We start from the raw sequence: 21,080 nt of genomic DNA on the forward strand, positions 1-21,080 counted from the left end.
GCACGGCATTCGCACGGCATAGAACTATAAAAAGAAAAAATTCAAGAGACGAAAATGTTGTTATATCAGTAATTCTAGACAATCATAAACCAAATGAAACCTTATTGTTAATCCCTGTACTCTCCTTTTATTTTGCTCTGTAATTGCTGCTATTACAGACTTTTATACGGAAAAAGTATTCAAAAGGTGTCCAAGTTCTAATTTAAAAAAATAAAGTCTTTTTTCAAATCCTTCTGAAAAAGAGCAAATGAATAGAATCAAGCTTTATAACCAAATCTGTTTTCGGTATTAAAAAAAGCCAGTGAAAGAAATTACTTTTACTGGCTTCTCTTTGTATCAGCGTCACAACTGTTAAAATTATCCAAACTTAATCTTATAATTAAAAGACTCTGACATTATGTAAATATTTATATTGCAATCCAGTTCCAACTATTGCTACCAATGCTCCTAACAAGTTTGCCGCCAACCAATTGATTGAATTGCACGTGAACAGACACACTGCAACCCATGGTACAATGGCTATCAGATAGCCGCGCGCAGCCGTCATTAATAAAGTACCCCACTTAAAGCCTTTACTTATATTATTTGTAACAACTTTATTGTGTAAAAACCTTTGAAATAGAACTGTACCCAATACTATTAAAATAGTAATTAAAACAAATTGCCAAACTTCAAATTTAACTAAGATGAATTCTTTATAGGAAAAATGATTTGCCAAAAGTGCAAAACCACACGCAATATCAAAGAAAAAACCTTGGCTAACATAACCCTTTTTGCAACTATTAACACTAAAGTCAATAGCATTTTTGCAGGTCTTTCCTAGTGATTCCTTTTGCCTGTCAATGACTTGATGATTAGTTAGGTAATGATACTGACAGGTTAATCCAATCAAAGCTACAACTAGACCAACCAGCAAAGAAATAAAGAGGTTAAATCTTCCTTGAGTATGCATACTAAGAGCTAGTAATGGTGCGTTTCCAATTACGAAAGACCTAATCCCAGTTGAAATCAAACTAGTATTTACGAAATATGAAGTCATTTTTTGGGAATTAACCTTGTGTCGCAAGAAGTTTTGGTAACGAATTACGCTAATGATTGCAACAATAGCCAACAATACAAATAGCCAGTCAAACCAAATAACAGAAAATAAATTTTCCAAAAGATAAATGGTGCCATAAACAACGAGATCACCAATATGATTGGTAGAATTATCAGCTAAAGCAAAGTTATGTTCATGGTGAGCAATATCACGTATAGCTTCACCCACAGTCTCTTGCTTAGAAGTGTGATTTTTACTCATTTTTTCCTCCTAAATTACGCCCTAACTTGATAAGAATAATTTTAAGTTGGTTTTAATTAAAGTCAAGCTTTCTTTTAAAAATAATTACCTTGCTAGAACTTATCTTAGCGAAAGTTATAATTCTGAATCTCCTTTAAATTACAATTCTTAAGTTTTACTCAAGAGTAGATTTTAATTTTTATGCTTTGCCCCGTTGCTGTTAAAATACAAGCGAATATAAATTATAGGTAGGGATGTGTTTTGAATATTAATTTTTGGATATCTTTATTATCTGCTCTAATACTAATACTACTTATCTTTAATGTCAGAAATTCACGGCGTTTCAATCTATTCGATCACTGGCTGCACCACAAACTGATTAGAAGGCGTGATGGCATTGGCTGGCAAATAATTGCATTTATTAACGATCCTAAACTGCTGGTTGTTTTGGATGTATTTTTAGCAAGTTTTTTAATTAGTAATAATGAAAATTTACTTGCCTTCTGGGCCTTATTTACATTAGGCTTTACCGATTTGATTGGGATCTTTTTAAAAAAATGGATGCGCAGAAAACGTCCAATTCTGCACTCAGATTTAGAAGATGGCTATAGTTTCCCTAGTGGTCACGTTTTAGGAAGTACCGTCATGGCTTTAATTATCTGGCACCTCTTTGCAGGCCAACTAGGAAACAGCTTGCTGTGGGTTTTGCTGATAATTTGGCTGATGGTGGTCATTTCCCGTATCAGTCTTAAAGCACATTTCCCATCGGACATTATCGGAGCAACATCGCTTGCAGTATTCTGTTTTAGCATTTCTCAACAATTATTACTAATGATTATTTAAAAAACAGCTCTCAACTAAAAAAGTTAGAGCTGTTTTTTGCATACAAAATTATTTTTATCTTATACAGAAGAAAAGCAGACTATCTGCTATTGAAAAATCATAAATCATCAAAGCCTATCATTAAACTTCCCTCTTCGGCATAAAAGGTACAAAGCCCTCTCATTGAACGAATTACTATTTCTGCTTGAGGGTAACTTGCTAAAATTTTTTCTTTTAACGTTTGGGCATCTTTTTCATTTCTACAATGATCTATAATCAAACGCCCACCTTTGTATTTCATTTCGGCCATTAATTTAAGAATTTCTTTAAAAGCACGCTTTATCCCTCTAACTTTTGATAATGGCTCTAATTTACCCTCATCACTGGCGGTGCCAACCACATCAATATTTAAAACTTTTGCTACTTTGGCAACAGCCATGTTTATTCGGCCATTTAGGGCTAAGTTATGGAGCGACTTTAATACAACAAGTAAATGTGTATGTGTCTTGTAATCTGAAATTTTTTGCTCTAAGTCTACGAAACGGGTCTTACTATTAACTAACCTTTCAATTTCCCGTAAAATAACAGAAATTTCTGGTCCGGCCGTTCTGGAATCAACTACAAGCACGTGGCTTCCTGGATGATCTTTTTCATAAATTTGTTTTGCCTGAAATGCAGAGGAGAAGCTTCCGCTCAAACCACTAGTAATCGTCATAATGATCGCTAATTCTGATCCCTTTAAAGCATTTAGCCATTGATTAATACTAGGGCAAGATGTTTTGCCTTCTTCAGTGTTCTTTTCCATACTAGCAATAAAACTATCAAGATCAAGATTTTCGTCATCGACAAAATCTTGTCCGGCAATCGTCATTGTTAATGGTACGACAGTTAAATCATCATTCATTCTGTCGTTTGAACCAGAGTCGATTATTAACTTTACTTTATCCATATTTTATGTCCTTATAGAAATAAACTATCCTTTTTAAAAAATATATAGCTAAATCATAAATCAAACCTGCAAAAAAAGCGACAAAAATATTTTTAATATTTTTTAACATTAGAAATCGTTTACAAATGTTTACATAATCACAAACTTAGGCTAAAATTTGTGATGTAGATATGGAGCTTGTGCTCCACTAATGTATGTACTTACACAAAATAGTACAGCATTTATTATTTAGGAGGTTTTTAGATGTTAAAATCAGTCATTGAAAATGTTCATGCACTGGAAATCTATGATTCACGTGGTAACCCAACTGTTGAGGCTTTTGTAACCTTATCAAATGGTGTCGTTGGTAAAGCTGAAGTTCCATCAGGTGCTTCAACTGGTGAAAATGAAGCAGTTGAATTACGTGATGGTGGCAGCCGTGTAGGCGGTAAAGGTGTTTCCCAAGCCGTTGAAAACGTCAATACTAAAATCGCTGATGCTTTAAAGGGTTTGGATCCACACGATCAGGCAAACATTGACCGCGTAATGATTGAATTAGATGGTACCCCTAACAAAGCTAAGCTTGGTGCTAACGCCATTTTAGGTGTATCTATGGCTACTGCAGCTGCTGCCGCAAAAGACAGCCACCAACCTTTATACAGATACCTTGGCGGCACTGATCTTGAAATGCCTCAAACTTTCCACAACGTTATTAACGGTGGTGAGCATGCTGACAACGGTATTGACGTGCAAGAATTCATGATCACTCCAGTTAAGAAAACTTCATTCCGTGATGGTTTTGAAAAGATCGTTAACACTTACCACACTTTAAAGAAAGTGCTTGAAGATATGGGTTACGAAACTGGCCTTGGTGATGAAGGTGGTTTTGCTCCTAACATGAAGAACTCTGAAGAAGCTTTACAAGCTTTACACGACGCTATCGTTAAGGCTGGTTACAAGCCTGGTGAAGACATTGCCATAGCTTGTGACTGTGCTGCTTCTTACTTCTACAACAAAGAAGACGGCAAGTACCACTTCGAAGGTAAAGTATTTAACGATGAAGAATTAGCTCAATACTACGACAAGTTACTTGACGAATTCCCAGAGTTAATCTCAATTGAAGACCCATACGATGAAAATGATGTTGACGGCATGATTAAATTTACCCAAAGCCACAAAGACAGAATTCAAATTGTTTTGGATGACTTCATTTGTACCAACCCTAAACTTTTGACTAAAGCTATTAAGGAAGGTGCTGGTAACGCTTCATTAATCAAGTTAAACCAAATTGGTACTGTTACTGAAACTTTGGAAACTATCCGTCTTTCACGTAAGAATGGTTACAACACTATGATTTCTCACCGTTCAGGTGAAACTGGTGATACATTCATCGCTGACTTTGCCGTTGCTGTTAACGGTGGTCAATTAAAGACTGGTGCTCCAGCTCGTTCAGAACGTGTTGAAAAGTACAACCGTTTACTTGAAATCGAAGAAGAACTTGGTGAAGGCGAGCGTTTAGCTACCTTCCCAGACAGTGTTGATAAAGATTAATTTATCAATTCAAAAAGTCTGCAATAATTGCAGACTTTTTTTGTGCCTTTTTAAGCTGATAACAAAGTGGTTACTCATTTCCTTGTTTAATTGCTTTTAGGTAAGTGGTTTTTGAAATGTAGTCAATTTTTCTGACATACTGACCTTTGTGGTCAATCCTTATATATTGCCTACCTGGTTCATAGCCGCCCACTCTCTTGATTCGATATGGCAATTTTTTACCAGTTTCTGGATCTATTGCTTGAACATTTAGGTACTCTTGAGTATTACCCGGAACTTTCGCATAACTTATAGCTTCGTCAATTGTGGGATCTGCTCTATCAGTCCATGAATTATGGTTTAAAGGAATTTGGTTAGTGATAATTAAAAAACAAACATATATTGGTACTAACATTTTTTCAAACATGGTATTTCCTTTCTGCTAGCCGATATTTATACTTTTTGTCCAATTTTTAAAGATAACAAGTTTATTTACTGCTGCACTAAAATCGATAGAATTTCTTATTTATTTACAACTTTTAAAAATTCTTTTTTAGAAACGTATTGAATTTTCTTAACATACTGACCTCTATGATCAATTATTATCTATCCCAAACTGGGATCGTACCACCTACCCTATTTATTTTGTAGGGAAACTGACTTCTAGTTTTTAATCATAAGCCTGACCTTTATAATATTGTTGGGTATTTTTCGCTACTTGAGCATAACTTTTGGTTTCCAGAAGCGCAGGGTTAAAGTAATCCAAAATTTCATTATGAATAAAAAAGGAAAACAAAAGAAAGCTGTAATTGTTAGCAATGAAACTAAAAGTATCTTTTTAAAGGACATGGGACTCACCTGATTAAATTAGGTATAACTGCATACATCCGACAGACTTTGGAATAATTATAATTGTTTAAGAGAAGTGTACTAATACACTACTATACCTAGTGTACACTATTTTGGGATTTTTTAAAACAAAATTGGGTATAAATTTATAGCAAAAGCGGTCTTTTTATGCTACTTTAATTAAAGTATTAAAACTAAGGAAGTAAAATTATGTCGGAAAAAATCACTGGTTTAACTCAGGCCCAAGCAGATAAACTTTTGCAAAAAAATGGCTTAAATGAGGTACCGGAACCCCAGTTCAATTTTTTTAAAGAGTTTTTGTCCAAGTTGTGGAATTTATCAGCCTGGATTCTCGAAGCTGCCCTAATTTTGGAATGTGTTTTAGGGAAATGGATACAATCCCTATTCGTTCTTTTAATGCTTCTTTTCGCTGCTTGGAACGGTGCTTCCAAGAAAAAGCAGTCTAGACGCGTTTTAAATAATATTTCACACAAACTGACCCCTACTATTTCTGTTCAAAGGGATGGTCAATGGCAAAATATTGATTCTAAATATTTAGTCCCAGGAGATTTAATCAGTATGCAAGCTGGAGATGTTTTGGCGGCTGATGTAAAACTAATTGATGGCCAAATTTCTACTGATGAGAGCTCAATTACTGGTGAAGCCAGAACAGTTCGGAAAAATCCCCAAGATACAGCCTACGCCGGTACTACCGTTACGGAAGGCAACGGCCTTGCAGTTGTTACGGCTACCGGAGCTAATTCACGGTCTGGTAAAACAATTAATTTAATTAATAATTCCGCTGCCCCGGGTCACTTGCAACAACTACTTACTAAAATTATCTATTATTTGTGTATTCTTGACGGTATTTTAACTTTAATAATTATCATTGCTTCTTTCTTCAAAGGAGGAGACATTAATAATCTCATTAATATGCTGCCATTTTTGGCAATGATGTTTATAGCTTCCATTCCAGTGGCAATGCCCTCTACCTTTGCCCTTTCCAATTCATTTGAAGCTACTCGTCTAAGTAAAGAAGGAGTATTAACTTCAGATTTAACTGGAATTCAAGATGCCGCAAACCTAAATCTGATTTTGCTCGATAAAACGGGCACCATTACCGAAAATAAAACAGCAGTTGGTCAATGGACAAATTTCAGCTCATTTAGTGATAAAGAAGCCCTTGAATTAGCTTCAGCAGCTACAGATCAAAGAAATAAAAAGCTAATAGACACTGCGATTGCTGAATACATAAAAAAGCAGGGTTTAACCGTCAAATCAGGTTCTGACTTTACTCCTTTTACCTCTAGTACAGGCTATTCAATGGCAAATTACAACGGTCATAATATTAAACTTGGCTCTTTTAAACAACTATCATTAATTGATAGAAATGCGAACGAAAACGCTAAGGAAGTTGATTTTAGTGCTGGTCGTTCAGTCGCTTTATTAATTGATGATAAATTAGCCGGTGTTTTCATCTTGCAAGATATGGTGAGATCTGATTCTAAAGAAGCCTTAGGTGAACTCAAAAAACGTGGAGTGAAACCGATTATGTTAACTGGCGATAACCAAAAAACGGCCGTTGCAGTTGCTAAACAGGTTGACCTACAAGGTGAGGTAATTTCTATTCATGATTTTACTGATCAAACTGATACTAGTAAACTAGCTGGAATTGCAGATGTTTTACCAGAAGATAAATTGCGCATGGTTAAATTCTTTCAAAAGCAAGGCTATATTGTGGGGATGACGGGTGACGGTGTAAATGACTCGCCAGCCTTAAAACAAGCTGAGGTTGGGATTGCCGTTTCGAATGCGGCAGATGTTGCAAAAAGATCTGGCAAAATGGTTCTTTTGAATGATGGCTTATCTTCAATAGTAAAGATACTTGATGCCGGACACAGAGTTTATCAAAGAATGACGACCTGGTCCTTGACCAAGCTAGCCAGAACCGCACAACTAACCATGCTCTTGACCTTTGGTTATTTATTCTTCAATTATATTCCGATGGCACTAAACGCCATGGTTATTTATACAATCATGAATAACATGGTGACGATGATGATCGGTACTGACAGAACTCATATCACCTATAAACCTGAAAATTGGAACATGGCTAAATTGGCTAAAATTGCTTTTTCATTAGCTTTCGGCTGGACCGTAATTGGAATAGCAGGTATTGCTTATCTCAATACTCATGGCTGGAGCCACGGCACAATATCAACAATGGTTTATGTTTATTTGGTTTTAAGCGCAATGTTTATTGTCCTGATCACCAGAACTAAAAAGTTTTTCTGGCAGGATTATCCTTCTAAAGCTGTTGGCTTAACCCAACTAGCTGATGTACTCTTAACCATAATATTAGCTTTACTGGGAATTGCTATGACGAAAATTAGCTGGACTAATTTGCTACTCACTTTCGCTGTTGCCCTAGTGGCTGCCATATTGATTGATGTCTTTTACCAACCAATTATGAAGAATCGCTAATTAAATAAAAGCATAGAAAAACCTGGTAATGGAAAAACGCCATCACCAGGTTTTTAGTTTTGAATAGATTGCTATTGTGATAATTGATAACAATTTTTTCTTTTATTTAAGTAGTTCATAAACATATGAGGTTTCGTTAGGACGGTAAGCGCCATGCAAATAACCAACTTTAGAAAAACCCATCTTTGCAATCAAATGTTGCATGGCTTTATTGTCTTCGTGAGTATCAATTCTGATTGAGTCAATATCGTCCCTGTTGTTTTTAATATCATTGATAACAGCCTGTAACAGCTTGGTAGCATAGCCTTTACCAGAATGCTGAGAATGAATTGCCACTCGATGAATAACCACATATTTATTAGTATCAGCCAACCATTTGCCATCTAAATGATCATAAACATGGTCTGGTCCGTCCACTATGGCAATAGCACCAACTGTTTCCTGATCTTCAGAAACAGCTAAAAAGGCCCAGCCGTTTTCAATATCTTCTTTAATTTGTTCTTTTGACGGATAATCTCCTTGCCACTGATCAACACCACGTTCAGCCAGTTGATTGGCTCCGTCTTTTAAAATAGCGATAATTCGGTCAAAATCGGCCATTGTTGCTCTTCTTAATTGCAAATTACTCTATTCTCCTTTTTTAAAAATACTGTATCATTATATATACTTGACTTTGTCTTGTAAAAAATTTGCACTCAAAAAGAGCATAAAAGTTTTCATTTTTCAGAAATCGCTTTCCTTAAATTTTAAGTTTTGCGTCAGAAATTTATTTTAGTCATGAAAAAAGTGCCCCTAATAGTTGACTTTATGGTCTAACTATTAAGAGCACTTGAGATAAAAGCAGTATTTAATTGTAATTCATGAATTCACCATAAATTGCTAGCTTTTGGTGATTTTAAGCACCATGATATTTAACGAGTGAAAATACGTCAAGTCCTGGTAATTTTTCTTTTCCCTTCAAATCTGGTAATTCAATATAAAAAGCTGAACCCACTAGTTCTCCACCAAGATTTTCAATTAGCTCTTTACATGCCCTTAAAGTTCCTGCAGTAGCAAGTAAATCATCACAGACTACTACACGCTGACCAGGTTTAATAGCATCTTTATGAATTTCCAAGCTGTTTGAACCGTATTCCAGATCATATGAAGCCCTTTCGACTTCCCGCGGTAATTTATGCGGCTTTCTAGCTGGAACAAAACCAATACCCAACTCTGTAGCCACAGGGCAACCAACAATAAAGCCACGGGCCTCCGGACCAACAATTACATCAGCATTTTTACTTTTAACGTATTCAGCTAACTTATGAGTAGCTGCTTGAAACAACTTGCCATCCTGCAGAACAGGGGTAATGTCACGAAAGATAATACCCTTATTAGGGAAATCCTTAACACTTGCAATATGTTTCTCAAAATCGTTTGCCATAAGAAGAAAAAACCTCCAAAACTTAACTTTCTTGCTAAAGCTTACTCGACCTTAATATTCTAACAGATTTTGAACTTAAAAGCATTAAATCCGTGAGAAATTAATGTTGTTTTAATTGCTCATTCACGTACATTAGTAATTTTTGACTTGGCATCTGTCTTAAATCAGTTATAAATTTAATTTGGGAATTAGTTGCCCTAAAATAATTAGAATCTGTTAATCTTCTTTTTATGGGATTGGCAACGCCAAATATTCTATCATCTTCTAATTTGACAAATTTTAGTTCAAAAAACACCCGCAAAATGAAAAGAATCTTATCATAAGTGATTTGTAAAAATAAACCTACCGCACGATAATCGGCTACAGCCAAACCAGGGTGAGAATACACGTATTTCAGCAGCCTCACAAAATCAGCTTTTAGCGGTAGCTGCTTAACAGGCAATTGATCCATAATAAAGCGCAAATAAAGTTGGTCGTAATTATTGGTTAAAGCTGAATTGAGTTCCTGCAGATTACGGGGAACATCAAGAAAAGCGGCTACTTCACCCTCATTGTTATAATCATTTACCAAAGTAATTTTAGCTGGATCAATATCATACAGGCTAGAAGCAATATTTTTATTTCTTTTATCAAAAATCAAATACCTATCGGCAAATCCCATTATGTATTTTTCATTCCGCAAATCAATAACAGGTGCAGGAACTGCTAATTTTGGCGCAGCAAAAATGATGCCCTTGATTATTCCTTGTAGTTTTATCTGATTACGATAACAATTTTCCTGCAGCTCAACAAATATTTGATCTACATATGGTAAGAGGATCTTGGTCAAATATTTTTTGTTAAAGCCGACAACATCAATATTCTTATTATTTTTTCCAATATTTAACTTAATATGGTTTTTTTCTTTTCCCATGTAAAAGCAGCTATTTATTGCCGGATGCAATATGCTGAAAACAGGAGTTACATTATCGCTGCCAAACGGCCCCGCCTTTTTAATGTCAGTAATTATTTTCAAGTCAAGATTAGAAAATGGTAATTCACAATCATAATAGCGAATATTTTGATTATAAATTCCTTTAAAACTTTTCTCGAAAGTGGCACGCAATGAAGTTATCTTGTCTTCTGTCATTGACAGACCACAGGCAAAGTCATGACCGCCAAATTTGAGAAACAGTTTATCTTTCAAAGGTTCTAATGCATTAAAAAGATTAAAACCGTCTACATACCTCCCAGAACCTTTTATGATTCCCTTGTCATTTTTAGTCAATACTATAGTTGGTTTGTGAGTTTTTTCTACCAGTTTATTGGCAACTAATCCTAAAACGCCTTCATGAAACTTAGGATTATATAAAACTAAGGTTTTCTTTCTTTCCCAGCCATTATTTTTAATTTGATTGAGACAGGAATTGTAAACTTTACTAGTTAAATTTTTACGTTTAGCGTTTAATTCTTCAATTTTATCTGCAATCTTTTCTGCCTCATCATCAGTTTCACACAAGAGAAGGTCTACAGCTAAACTGGCATTATCCAGTCTGCCAACCGCATTCAGTCTTGGTGCAATATTAAAACCAACATCTGTTTCATCTATGTGTCCCATTTGCAAGCCGGCTTTTTTTATTAGAGCTCTCAAACCTGGTCGCTCAGTTTCGTTGAGCATTTTAAGGCCCCGCTTGACGAGAATGTGGCCTTCCCCTGAGACTTTAACCATGTCGCCGATTGTACCAATCATTGCCAGCTCCAATAATTCTGGCATTGAATCTTGCATCAAGGCTCGGCTAATTGTATAGGCTACTCCAGCGCCGCAATAGTCATCAAACGGATATTTTTGTCCGGGGTAATTACAATGAACTAGGGCATAACTTTCAGGCACTTTATCTTGAAATTTATGGTGATCAGTAATTATTGTATCAACGCCCATATTTTTAGCATAGTCTACTTCTTCAACCCCTGTAACACCATTATCAACAGTAATAATTAGTTTCGTACCGTCTGCCGCAATTTTCTTGTAGGCATCAAGATTTGGACCATAGCCATCTTTAAAGCGATCAGGAATGAAGAAATGAACATCGGCTCCTAAAATTCCCAGCGTCTCCATCATGATACTGGTGGCAGTAATACCATCTGCGTCATAATCACCATAAATAGTAATTTTTTCACCTGCATCAATTGCCTGGTTAATCCTTGTAACAGCTTTTTGCATATCGTGCATTAAGTACGGGTCTGCTAAATCGTCTTCAGTTGCATTAAACCAAAATGCAAGTTTTGCGTCAGTATTTATTCCGCGCAAAGAAAGCAGCTTAGCCGTAATCGGACTAAGCTGATACTTTTCAATCAATTCTGGAGCTAATTTTTCACCCTTGCGCTCACGCCATTCAATCATTAATTAATTCAGCCTTTTTATTTTCCTACTATTTTGAATTTAAATCATCATCATTCATTTTTAAAACTGCCATAAAAGCATCTTGAGGAATTTCAACATGCCCTACAGCCTTCATCCGCTTTTTACCCCTCTTTTGCTTTTCTAGTAATTTAGCTCTTCTATCAGGGTCTCCCGTATGAATTTTCCAAGTTACATCTTTACGGTAGGGTTTTACTGTTGCTCGCGAAATTATTTTAGCACCAATTGCTCCCTGAATATCAACCTCAAAGTTTTGCCGCGGAATTAATTTCTTAAGCATCGAGGTCATTTGTCTTGCTCTATTTTGTGCTTCGTCTCGGTGGGCTATGAAACTTAAAGCATCAACAACTTGCTTATTCAACAGAATATCAATTTTAACTAAATCTGTTGCGCGGTAACCCGTAATTTCGTAATCAAGAGAAGCATAACCTTTAGTAGAAGACTTCAAATCATCAAAAAAGTCATAAATAATTTCGGCTAATGGCATATTGTAAATTACGTTAACCCGATATTTGTCTAAATAGTCCATTGTCACAAACTCGCCCCGTTTGCGTTGACATAATTCCATCACAGGACCGACAAAATCATTCGGCACCATTACTTCTGCTTTAACAAAAGGTTCCTGCACTTCCTTATATTCACCAGCAGATGGTAGATCTGAAGGATTATCAATTACTTTTGTGGAACCGTCATTCATAATCGCATGATAATCTACAGAAGGGGCAGTCATAATCAAGTCTAGGTCAAATTCCTGTTCAAGTCTCTCCTGCACCACATCCATGTGGAGTAAACCTAAAAAGCCGCACCTAAAGCCAAAACCTAAAGCGGTTGAAGTTTCAGGTTCAAATTCTAGAGCAGCATCATTGAGCTGCAATTTTTGCAAAGCTTCTTTAAGATCATCATATTTAGAGTTGTCTACGGGATACATACCTGAATAAACCATTGGTGGTATTTGCCGATACCCAGGTAATGGCTCAGCTGTGGGATGTTCCGCTGCAGTAATTGTATCACCAACACGAGTTTCACGAACGGACTTGATGTTAGCCGTTAGGTAACCAACATCCCCCGCAATCAGAATATCCTTTTTAACCGGATGTGGACTAGAAACTCCCACTTCAGTTACTTCATACTCTTTACCCGTATTCATGATTTTTATTTTATCGCCAGGTTTAACCGTACCTTCTTCAATCCTGACAGAGAGAACTACCCCGCGATAGTCATCATACTTAGAATCAAAAATTAATGCTTTAAGTGGGTTTTGCAAATTACCTTGTGGTGCTGGAATATCTTTTACAATCCGTTCAAGTAGTTCTTTAATACCCTGACCAGTTTTACCAGAAACTTCAACAGCGTCGGATGCATCAAGTCCCAGCATTTCTGTAATTTCTTCTTTAGCTTGCTCTGGGTTAGCCGAAGGCAAATCGATCTTGTTTATTACAGGCAATATTTCTAAATCATCATCAATTGCTAAGTATGTATTTGCTAAAGTCTGAGCTTGCACACCTTGTGAAGCATCGACTACTAAGAGTGCACCTTCACATGCGGCCAAAGAACGTGAAACTTCGTATGAAAAGTCTACGTGTCCCGGTGTATCAATTAAGTGAAAAATATAATCCTCACCATCGTTGGCATGGTACTTAATTTCGACCGAGTTCATCTTAATGGTAATACCGCGTTGGCGCTCAAGCGGCATGTCGTCTAACATCTGATTCTTCAATTGGCGCTCAGATACCGTATCGGTCAATTCTAAAATGCGGTCCGCAATCGTTGATTTTCCATGATCAATATGAGCAACAATGGAAAAATTGCGAATGTGTTTTTGATAATCTTGTAATTTTTTTATATCCATAAATAATTTGCACCCTTTACTCTATCTTTATTATTATAGCAAATTCAACAGACTGTATAAAACTAAATAAGAAACATGACAAAATTAAAGAGCTAATTCCTTGATATTTTAGGAATCAGCTCTTATTCAAATTGTCAAAAATGTTAATAATACTTGACTATACCGTGTTTATCAGGTTTTCCATTTTTTGCAAAAAGTTCCATATACTTGTAAAATTCTTTTTTTGTCCATTGAGGTGCATCCGCCGATATAGTTATCCCGGTATCATTTTTATTCCAATATTTATAACCCTTAGGACATTCTAACATTGCAATTTTTCTTTTCTTTTTATCAAAAAGATCTAATCAGTTAAGTCATGATAACTTGATTATCACTGTAATTTTTCTTTTAGTCTTTCAAAAAAACCTTTTTCTTGCGGTGTTATTGACCCACCACCTGCTTTGACAAAATCAATTAGAGCCTGTTTTTGCTTCTCATTAATTGATTTTGGAATTTGAACTTGAACGGTGGTAATCTGATCGCCGTTACCGTTGCCACGCAAATACGGAACACCTTCACCGTGTATGGTAAATTCCTTATTTGGTTGAGTGCCTGCAGGAATCTTTAGCTTCTTTTCGCCATGTACTGTTTTAACATTAATCTCATCGCCTAACGTTGCCTGAGCAAATGAAATTGGAACGGTCGTATAGATAGTTGTACCTTTACGCTCAAATTCCTTTGATGGTTTAATCCGATAGCTGATGTACAAATCACCGTAAGGACCACCATTTTTACCAGCTTCGCCTTGACCTTCATAACGCAATTGCTGACCATTATCTATTCCAGCGGGAATATTGACTTCAATGGTATTCTTACCGTCAATTACGCCATTACCATGACAAGTCTGACAAGGATGTTCAATAATTACACCTTTTCCATGGCACTTGTCACAAACAGCTTGCTGTCGAATCACACCTATCAGAGATTTTTGAGTTATGGTCATATAGCCTGAGCCATGACATTTATCACAAGTTATAGGATGTGTGCCTTTTTCAGCACCATTGCCCCCACAAGTTGGGCAGGTTTCACTCCGAGTATACGAAACTTGTGTTTTCTTACCCGTAATTGCATCCATAAAATCAATAGACAACGTATAATCTAAGTCTTCACCGCGAGTTGGCGCCGTGGGATTTACATGATGTTGACTCTCACCATTGGCACCACCGAAGAAATCATTAAATATATCGCCAAAATCACCGAAGCCACCAAAGTCACCGTATCCTTGACCAGCACCACCGAAACCTCCTTGACCATTGACTCCGGCAGAACCAAATTGATCATATTGGGCTCTTTTTTGCTTGTCATGTAATACTTCATAGGCTTCGTTAACCTTTTTATATTTTTCCTCAGCACCAGGCTCATGGTTTAAATCGGGGTGATACTTCTTGGCAAGTTTGCGATAAGCAGAGGTAATTTCTTTATCACTGGCATTGCGATCTACTCCCAGCACTTCATAATAATCTTCTTGTGCCATCTATAAGCTCCTTAACTTTACAAAAGAAAAGAACTACTTTTCCTGGCAGTTCTTTTCTAATTTATTCAATTATAAACCCTTTACTTATCTGGGTCTACCTTATGGAATTCACCTTCACCCGCTGAACCATTATTACCATCTTGTGAACCAGGATTTTGTGGTCCGGCTTGAGGTCCAGCTTGTCCTTGTGCACCTTGAGCTCCACCATTAGCTTGGTACAATTTGACTGCTAAGTCTTGTGCAACCTTGGATAATTCATCTTTCTTAGCTTTCATTTCATCCAAATTGTTGTCTTTTTGAGCTTTCTTTAAAGCATCAAGTGCATCTTGTACTTTCTTAGTGTCGTCATCAGATACTTTGCCTTTGACATCTTTCAAGGTCTTTTCAGTGGAGAAGATTAATTGATCAACTTCATTACGTAAGTCAACTTCTTCTTTCTTCTTCTTATCCTCTTCAGCATGTTCTTCCGCTTCTTTTTGCATCTTCTTAATTTCTTCATCAGATAAGCCGGATGAACTCTTGATAGTAATCTTTTGTTCTTTTCCAGTTCCCATATCCTTAGCAGAAACATTAACGATACCGTTCTTGTCAATATCAAAAGTAACTTGAATTTGTGGTACACCACGAGGAGCTGCAGGAATATCAGTTAATTCAAACCGTCCTAAAGTCTTATCATCGGCTGCCATTGGGCGTTCACCTTGCAAAACGTGAACGTCAACAGCTGGTTGATTATCTGCAGCAGTTGAGAAAATTTGGCTCTTTGAGGTTGGAATAGTTGTATTCTTTTCAATAAGTTTGGTAAATACACCACCCATTGTTTCAATACCAAGTGATAATGGAGTTACATCAAGTAAGACAACATCCTTAACGTCACCTGAAATGACACCACCTTGAATAGCAGCACCTAAAGCAACAGCTTCGTCTGGGTTAATTGAGTGATCAGGTTCTTTACCAGCCCACTTCTTAACTGCATCCTGTACAGCAGGAATTCGGGTAGAACCACCATTTAAAATCACCTTGTCAATGTCATTAACTGTTAAATCAGCGTCTTTTAAAGCATTATCAAATGGGATCTTGGTCTTTTCAACTAAGTCAGAAGTTAATTCATCGAATTTTGCCCGAGTTAAATCGGCTTCAAGGTGCAATGGGCCAGATTCACCTGCAGAAATAAACGGCAGTGAAATATGGGTTGCTGACACACCAGACAAATCTTTCTTCGCCTTTTCGGCAGCATCCTTTAATCTTTGCAAAGCCATCTTATCTTTTGAAAGGTCGACACCATTTTCATCTTTAAAATTCTTAATCAGCCAATCAATAATCTTATTATCAAAATCATCACCACCAAGGTGGGTATCACCATTAGTTGACAATACTTGAAAGACGCCATCACCTAACTGCAGTACGGAAACATCGAAAGTACCACCACCAAGGTCGTAAACTAAGACTTTTTCATCTTCTGCGTCTTTGTCCAAACCATAAGCAAGTGAAGATGCAGTAGGTTCATTAATAATTCTCTTAACATCTAAACCAGCTATTTTACCAGCATCTTTGGTAGCTTGGCGTTGAGCATCATTAAAGTATGCAGGTACGGTAATAACAGCATCAGTTACTTTCTCGCCTAAATAATCTTCAGAGAATTTCTTGATGTACTGCAAGATCATTGCTGAAATTTCCTGTGGTGTATAAGCTTTATCACCAATTTTAACCTTGTAATCAGTTTCACCCATGTGACGTTTAATAGAAGAAATAGTATTAGGATTGGTAATTGCTTGTCTCTTAGCAACTTCACCAACTTGGATTTCTCCATCTTTAAAGGCAACTACTGAAGGGGTAGTGCGATTTCCTTCTGGGTTAGTAATAATTTTGGGTTCTTTACCCTCCAAAACGGCAACTGCTGAGTTAGTAGTTCCGAGGTCAATTCCGATAACTTTTGACATTGATATGCTTCCTTTCAATTATTGTGCTACAACAACCATAGCTGGTCTTAAAGTACGATCTTTGTACAAGTATCCCTTTTGTAAAACTCGTACAACATGATCTTTTTGATCATCATTTTCAGCTGCAACGGTTTGAACAGCTTGGTGTAAATTGGGATCAAATTTGACACCTTCAGCTATAATTTCACTGATACCGTGATCTTTCATCGCTTTAACCAGTGAATCAAGTGTCATCTGTACACCTTTTTTAAGCTGTTTTGATGCTTCGTCATCGACTTTAGTAGCTAAAGCTCTTTCTAAATTATCCATCGCTGGCAAAACATCTTTAGCTAAGGATTGAGACTCATATTTGATAAGCTGCGCTCTTTCTTTATTGTAGCGATTTTGCATATTTTGCATCTCAGCTTGACTGCGCAAATACTTATCTTCCAGATCGTCTTTTTCTTTTTGCAATTGAGTCAAATTACGCTGCAATTTACTTTCCAAAGACTCTGGTTTCTTTTCTTCGTTAGCCTTAGTCTTAGAATTTTCTACTTCTGTCTTTGACTTTTTATGCTCATCTTTTTTTGGCTCTTTTTTTGAGTTTTTACTATTATTTTCTTCTTTACTCACGGCTAACCTCCTTTATTTGAATCTACCATAATAATCAAGTAATTTTTTAGATAGTTCGTTTCTGAAATACTCGAGTAATCCAATCACCTGAGAATACGGCATATTATCAGGGCCAAGTAAAGCAATTATGCCCTTTCCATGAGAGCCAACGCTGTACTCTGCCGTAAGCAGACTGTAATCCTTTAACAAATCATTTGATAATTCGGATCCTAAACTAACTCGAACCGGATACCTGTCGCTTTTCAAATTTTGCCTATTGTCCAAAATACTGGAAATCAAATCATTATGCTCAATCATTTCATAGAGCGATCTTAAGTTTGAAATATCGTCCAGAGAAATGTTGTTAAGCAGGTTAATCTGACCATCAACATAGGTTTGCTCACTGGCAGCATCGTTAATAACATCCTCGACCAAATTAATCAGTTCAGAGACATGAGCAACTTTAAGTTTATTGCCCAAAGTCTTTTTAAGATAGTCTGGAGTAACTTGATCTAAAGTTTTGCCCACCAGCTGATCGTTAATCATGCGCACAGCCTGTTCAATTTCATCACCATTAACATTATAAGGTAAAGTATAAACCTGGTCATGAACGTCACCATCACTAGTTCCTAAGACAGCCATAATCTGTCTGTTAAACAATGGCACGATACGAAAACCAGTAATAGTTAATTCACTATTTTCAGGACCTTCCGCAAATGCTGTGTAATTGGTTAGATCCGATAAAATTTTGACAGCTGCCTGTACGATATCGTTAACCTGATGAAATGGTTGATCAAGCTGACTAATGATTCGCTTGTATACAGAAGATGAAATTTGTAAAGGTTCAACTAAATTGTCAAGATAGTAGCGGTAGCCTTCAGTTGAAGGCACGCGGCCACTAGACAAATGAGTTTTCTCAATCAAACCCTTATCTTCTAAAACAGCCATTTCGTTACGAATAGTAGCACTTGAAACCTTAATAGGCAGTTGGTTCATAACAGTCTTGGACCCAACAGGATCATGTGTCTGCGTAAAATCATTGATAATTGTTTTTAAAATTAATTCTTGACGTTCGGTCAACATAAATATCGCCCTCACTTTTAGCACTCAATCTGATTAGGTGCTAACAATTTATATGATACTAGCTTTTAGCAGAATGTCAAGTTGAGTGCTAACTTTTTTCTTAAAAAACGTCAATCATTTTTTCAGTATCATTAATTAATTCATCGTAGCAAAATAATTTTTAATTTCAGCCTCGTCTTGACTCATTTGTTGTGTTAGCTCTTTTAAATTGGCAAATTTAATTTCACCACGGGTATACTTATACCATTTAATTACCATTTCCTCATCATAGGCTTCCTGATTAAAGCCAAATAAGTTTGACTCAATATAAAGCTTTTTCCCCTGATTGATAGTCACATTATAGCCTACACTTGTCATTGAGTCATACCACTTACCACAAATCTTAGTTTTAGTCGCATATACGCCAATTTTAGGAACAGCCTTGTCATCAGTCCAAACCAAATTAGCTGTAGGAAAACCGAGTTTATGACCATTGCGCAAACCGTGACCTACGTAGCCTGACATAACATAGGGAAAGCCTAACAACTTAGCGGCTAATTCCATATTTCCGCTAGTTATCGCTTTTTTGATTTCCGTAGAACCAATTTTTTGACCATCATAAGACTGCTTAGGGACATTAATTATATTGAACCTTCCCTTAGCAAACTTAGGGAAATTTTTCATATTAGCAGTATCTTTAGGACCATATGTGTAATCAAAACCAGCAACTACAGTGTCAGCATGTAATTTTACTATAATATTATCAACAAATTCCTGTGCAGTTAGTTTACTAAAAGCTTCATTAAAGTGCATCACCAACAAATAGTCAACTTTAAGTTTCTGCATCTTGTATGCTTTTTCTGGAAGAGTATCAATGTATGTAACTTTTTTATTTTGATAAACTTCTTTTGGATGACGATCAAACGTCATTACTACTAGTGGTAAATGTCTTTGCTTTGCTTTTTCTTTTGCGATTTTGATTAATTCTTGATGTCCGCGATGAACCCCATCGAAGAAACCTAAAGCAAGAATTATATTTTGGGGAATTATGTTTTCCTTAAAAGGGTATGTTAAATGGATAATTTCCATAATAAGACCTTCATTCACCTATTCATTTTGTAAAAGCATTAAATAAGGGCGATAAATGGTACCATCTTTGCGATAGATTGCCTTAACTTTATTATTGTAACGTAATGCCACCTTTTTTGCATTCGTTTTCAAAGAAATAGCTGCACCATTTTTAACTTTAGACCATAATTTATCATCAAGATCCATTTGCACGTAATTTCTAAAAAAAGAATCAATTGGTTGAATAATTTGATCAATTAATTTAGGATCTTCGGTAATTTCAGAAAGTTTTACAGACTGACTAATATCAAAACCTGAACTAGATGTGCGACGCAAACTTTTCATTACTGCTGGTATTTTCAGTTGGGTACCTAAATCATTTATTAAAGAACGAACGTAGGTTCCTTTACTACATTCAATTTCAAAGTCAAACATTTCTTGGCCTTTTTCTTTATCAAAGATAGGTTCATTTACAAGATTATAAGCAAAAATTTTAACTTGCCTTTTAGGTCGTTCTACCTCCATACCAGCTCGTGCATATTCATATAAATGCCTACCGTTAACCCTCACAGCAGAATAGATCGGCGGCACCTGTTCAATTTGTCCCACAAATTCTTGCATTGCATCTTTTATCTCAGTTGATTTGACTTTATTCGTGATCTTTTTGCTAGCTGTTATTTTGCCGCTAATATCGCAACTATCAGTGGCAAAACCAAGTATTCCCTGTCCGATATATCTTTTATTTTGAGTATGCATTAACTCAATTAGTTTAGTAGCCTGTCCTATTGCGACTGGTAAAACACCTGTAACATCAGGATCAAGAGTACCAGCATGACCTATTTTCTTAATGTGCAAGACTTTGCGTAATTGATAGACAACATCAGCACTCGTCATGCCTTTTTCTTTGTCTATCACCAATATACCATTTAACATTTTTCCCGTACCTTAACCATGAAAAAAGCGCCTAACAGCGCTTTTATTAATTATTTCGATGTTCATCCTGCTTTTTAACTTCAGCAATTAACCGATCAATTTTGCTACCGTATTTAACTGAATTATCTCGTTTAAATATTAATTCAGGAACTTTGTAGACAGTTAAGACCTGACCCAACAAATGCCGCATCATGCCCTTTGACTTATTTAAACCAGCTGCAGCCTCTTCTTCCTTTTTAGCATCTTCTGAAAGAATACTGTAGTAAACAGTAGCATACGAGAGATCATTAGTGCATTCAACTGCTGTAATAGTAACGTCATTAACACGTGGATCACGAATATTTTTGCGCAAAATTTTCGTTAATTCACGGAGGATTTCTCCTTCAACACGACCAATTCTGTGTTTCATACTTT

Annotated in this window: 17 protein-coding genes; 3 read left to right on the forward strand and 14 right to left on the reverse strand. The window is 36.2% G+C overall.

All coding sequences use genetic code 11. From position 1 onward, the window contains the following. Positions 1-379: 379 nt before the first annotated feature. On the reverse strand, positions 380-1,300 hold the full coding sequence (locus GYV61_RS07340) for a hypothetical protein (protein ID WP_174795340.1): 921 nt from the start codon (positions 1,298-1,300) through the stop codon (positions 380-382). A gap of 246 nt (positions 1,301-1,546) precedes the next feature. On the opposite strand from GYV61_RS07340, the gene GYV61_RS07345 reads away from it, so the two are divergent. Next, positions 1,547-2,122, forward strand: a complete 576-nt coding sequence (locus tag GYV61_RS07345) for a phosphatase PAP2 family protein (RefSeq protein WP_370448802.1) — start codon at positions 1,547-1,549, stop codon at positions 2,120-2,122. Between the two features lie 97 nt (positions 2,123-2,219). On the opposite strand, the gene GYV61_RS07350 is transcribed toward GYV61_RS07345, so the two are convergent. Next, the gene (locus GYV61_RS07350; RefSeq protein ID WP_174795341.1) at positions 2,220-3,050 is read right to left on the reverse strand and encodes a DegV family protein; all 831 of its coding nucleotides are present in this window, start codon (positions 3,048-3,050) and stop codon (positions 2,220-2,222) included. 243 nt (positions 3,051-3,293) lie between these two features. On the opposite strand from GYV61_RS07350, the gene eno reads away from it, so the two are divergent. Further along, positions 3,294-4,580, forward strand: a complete 1,287-nt coding sequence (eno, locus tag GYV61_RS07355; RefSeq protein WP_046324981.1) for a phosphopyruvate hydratase — start codon at positions 3,294-3,296, stop codon at positions 4,578-4,580. Between the two features lie 70 nt (positions 4,581-4,650). On the opposite strand, the gene GYV61_RS07360 is transcribed toward eno, so the two are convergent. Continuing rightward, entirely contained in the window at positions 4,651-4,986 is a 336-nt protein-coding gene (locus tag GYV61_RS07360; protein WP_174795342.1) for a hypothetical protein, read from the reverse strand. Positions 4,987-5,618: 632 nt separating this feature from the next. Here GYV61_RS07360 and GYV61_RS07365 point away from each other — a divergent pair. Continuing rightward, a complete protein-coding gene (locus GYV61_RS07365; RefSeq protein WP_174795343.1) occupies positions 5,619-7,892 on the forward strand; it encodes an HAD-IC family P-type ATPase in 2,274 nt (757 codons plus the stop codon). A gap of 102 nt (positions 7,893-7,994) precedes the next feature. Here GYV61_RS07365 and GYV61_RS07370 read toward each other — a convergent pair whose 3' ends face one another. From GYV61_RS07370 to GYV61_RS07420, 11 genes are all read right to left on the reverse strand, one after another. Further along, positions 7,995-8,513 carry a GNAT family N-acetyltransferase gene (locus tag GYV61_RS07370; RefSeq protein WP_174795344.1) on the reverse strand — a complete coding sequence of 173 codons (519 nt, stop codon included), beginning with the start codon at positions 8,511-8,513 and terminating at the stop codon, positions 7,995-7,997. 274 nt (positions 8,514-8,787) lie between these two features. Further along, a complete protein-coding gene (locus GYV61_RS07375) occupies positions 8,788-9,315 on the reverse strand; it encodes an adenine phosphoribosyltransferase (protein ID WP_046324984.1) in 528 nt (175 codons plus the stop codon). A 100-nt stretch (positions 9,316-9,415) separates the two neighbouring features. Continuing rightward, entirely contained in the window at positions 9,416-11,692 is a 2,277-nt protein-coding gene (recJ, locus tag GYV61_RS07380) for a single-stranded-DNA-specific exonuclease RecJ (protein ID WP_174795385.1), read from the reverse strand. A 31-nt stretch (positions 11,693-11,723) separates the two neighbouring features. Next, positions 11,724-13,562, reverse strand: a complete 1,839-nt coding sequence (gene lepA / locus GYV61_RS07385; protein WP_174795345.1) for a translation elongation factor 4 — start codon at positions 13,560-13,562, stop codon at positions 11,724-11,726. A gap of 370 nt (positions 13,563-13,932) precedes the next feature. Further along, positions 13,933-15,075 carry a molecular chaperone DnaJ gene (gene dnaJ, locus GYV61_RS07390; RefSeq protein ID WP_174795346.1) on the reverse strand — a complete coding sequence of 381 codons (1,143 nt, stop codon included), beginning with the start codon at positions 15,073-15,075 and terminating at the stop codon, positions 13,933-13,935. A gap of 80 nt (positions 15,076-15,155) precedes the next feature. Then, entirely contained in the window at positions 15,156-17,012 is a 1,857-nt protein-coding gene (gene dnaK, locus GYV61_RS07395; RefSeq protein ID WP_046324987.1) for a molecular chaperone DnaK, read from the reverse strand. 18 nt (positions 17,013-17,030) lie between these two features. Next, the gene (grpE, locus tag GYV61_RS07400; protein WP_046324988.1) at positions 17,031-17,624 is read right to left on the reverse strand and encodes a nucleotide exchange factor GrpE; all 594 of its coding nucleotides are present in this window, start codon (positions 17,622-17,624) and stop codon (positions 17,031-17,033) included. 12 nt (positions 17,625-17,636) lie between these two features. Continuing rightward, positions 17,637-18,686 (reverse strand): heat-inducible transcriptional repressor HrcA, encoded by a 1,050-nt coding sequence (gene hrcA / locus GYV61_RS07405; RefSeq protein WP_046324989.1) that lies wholly within the window; start codon positions 18,684-18,686, stop codon positions 17,637-17,639. Positions 18,687-18,821: 135 nt separating this feature from the next. Further along, the gene (gene ribF / locus GYV61_RS07410; protein WP_174795347.1) at positions 18,822-19,754 is read right to left on the reverse strand and encodes a riboflavin biosynthesis protein RibF; all 933 of its coding nucleotides are present in this window, start codon (positions 19,752-19,754) and stop codon (positions 18,822-18,824) included. A gap of 18 nt (positions 19,755-19,772) precedes the next feature. Further along, positions 19,773-20,666, reverse strand: a complete 894-nt coding sequence (gene truB / locus GYV61_RS07415) for a tRNA pseudouridine(55) synthase TruB (RefSeq protein WP_174795348.1) — start codon at positions 20,664-20,666, stop codon at positions 19,773-19,775. Positions 20,667-20,712: 46 nt separating this feature from the next. Next, on the reverse strand, positions 20,713-21,075 hold the full coding sequence (locus GYV61_RS07420) for a ribosome-binding factor A (RefSeq protein WP_174795349.1): 363 nt from the start codon (positions 21,073-21,075) through the stop codon (positions 20,713-20,715). Positions 21,076-21,080: the final 5 nt, after the last annotated feature.

Source organism: Lactobacillus melliventris, assembly GCF_013346935.1.
In the GTDB taxonomy this organism is placed as follows: domain Bacteria; phylum Bacillota; class Bacilli; order Lactobacillales; family Lactobacillaceae; genus Lactobacillus.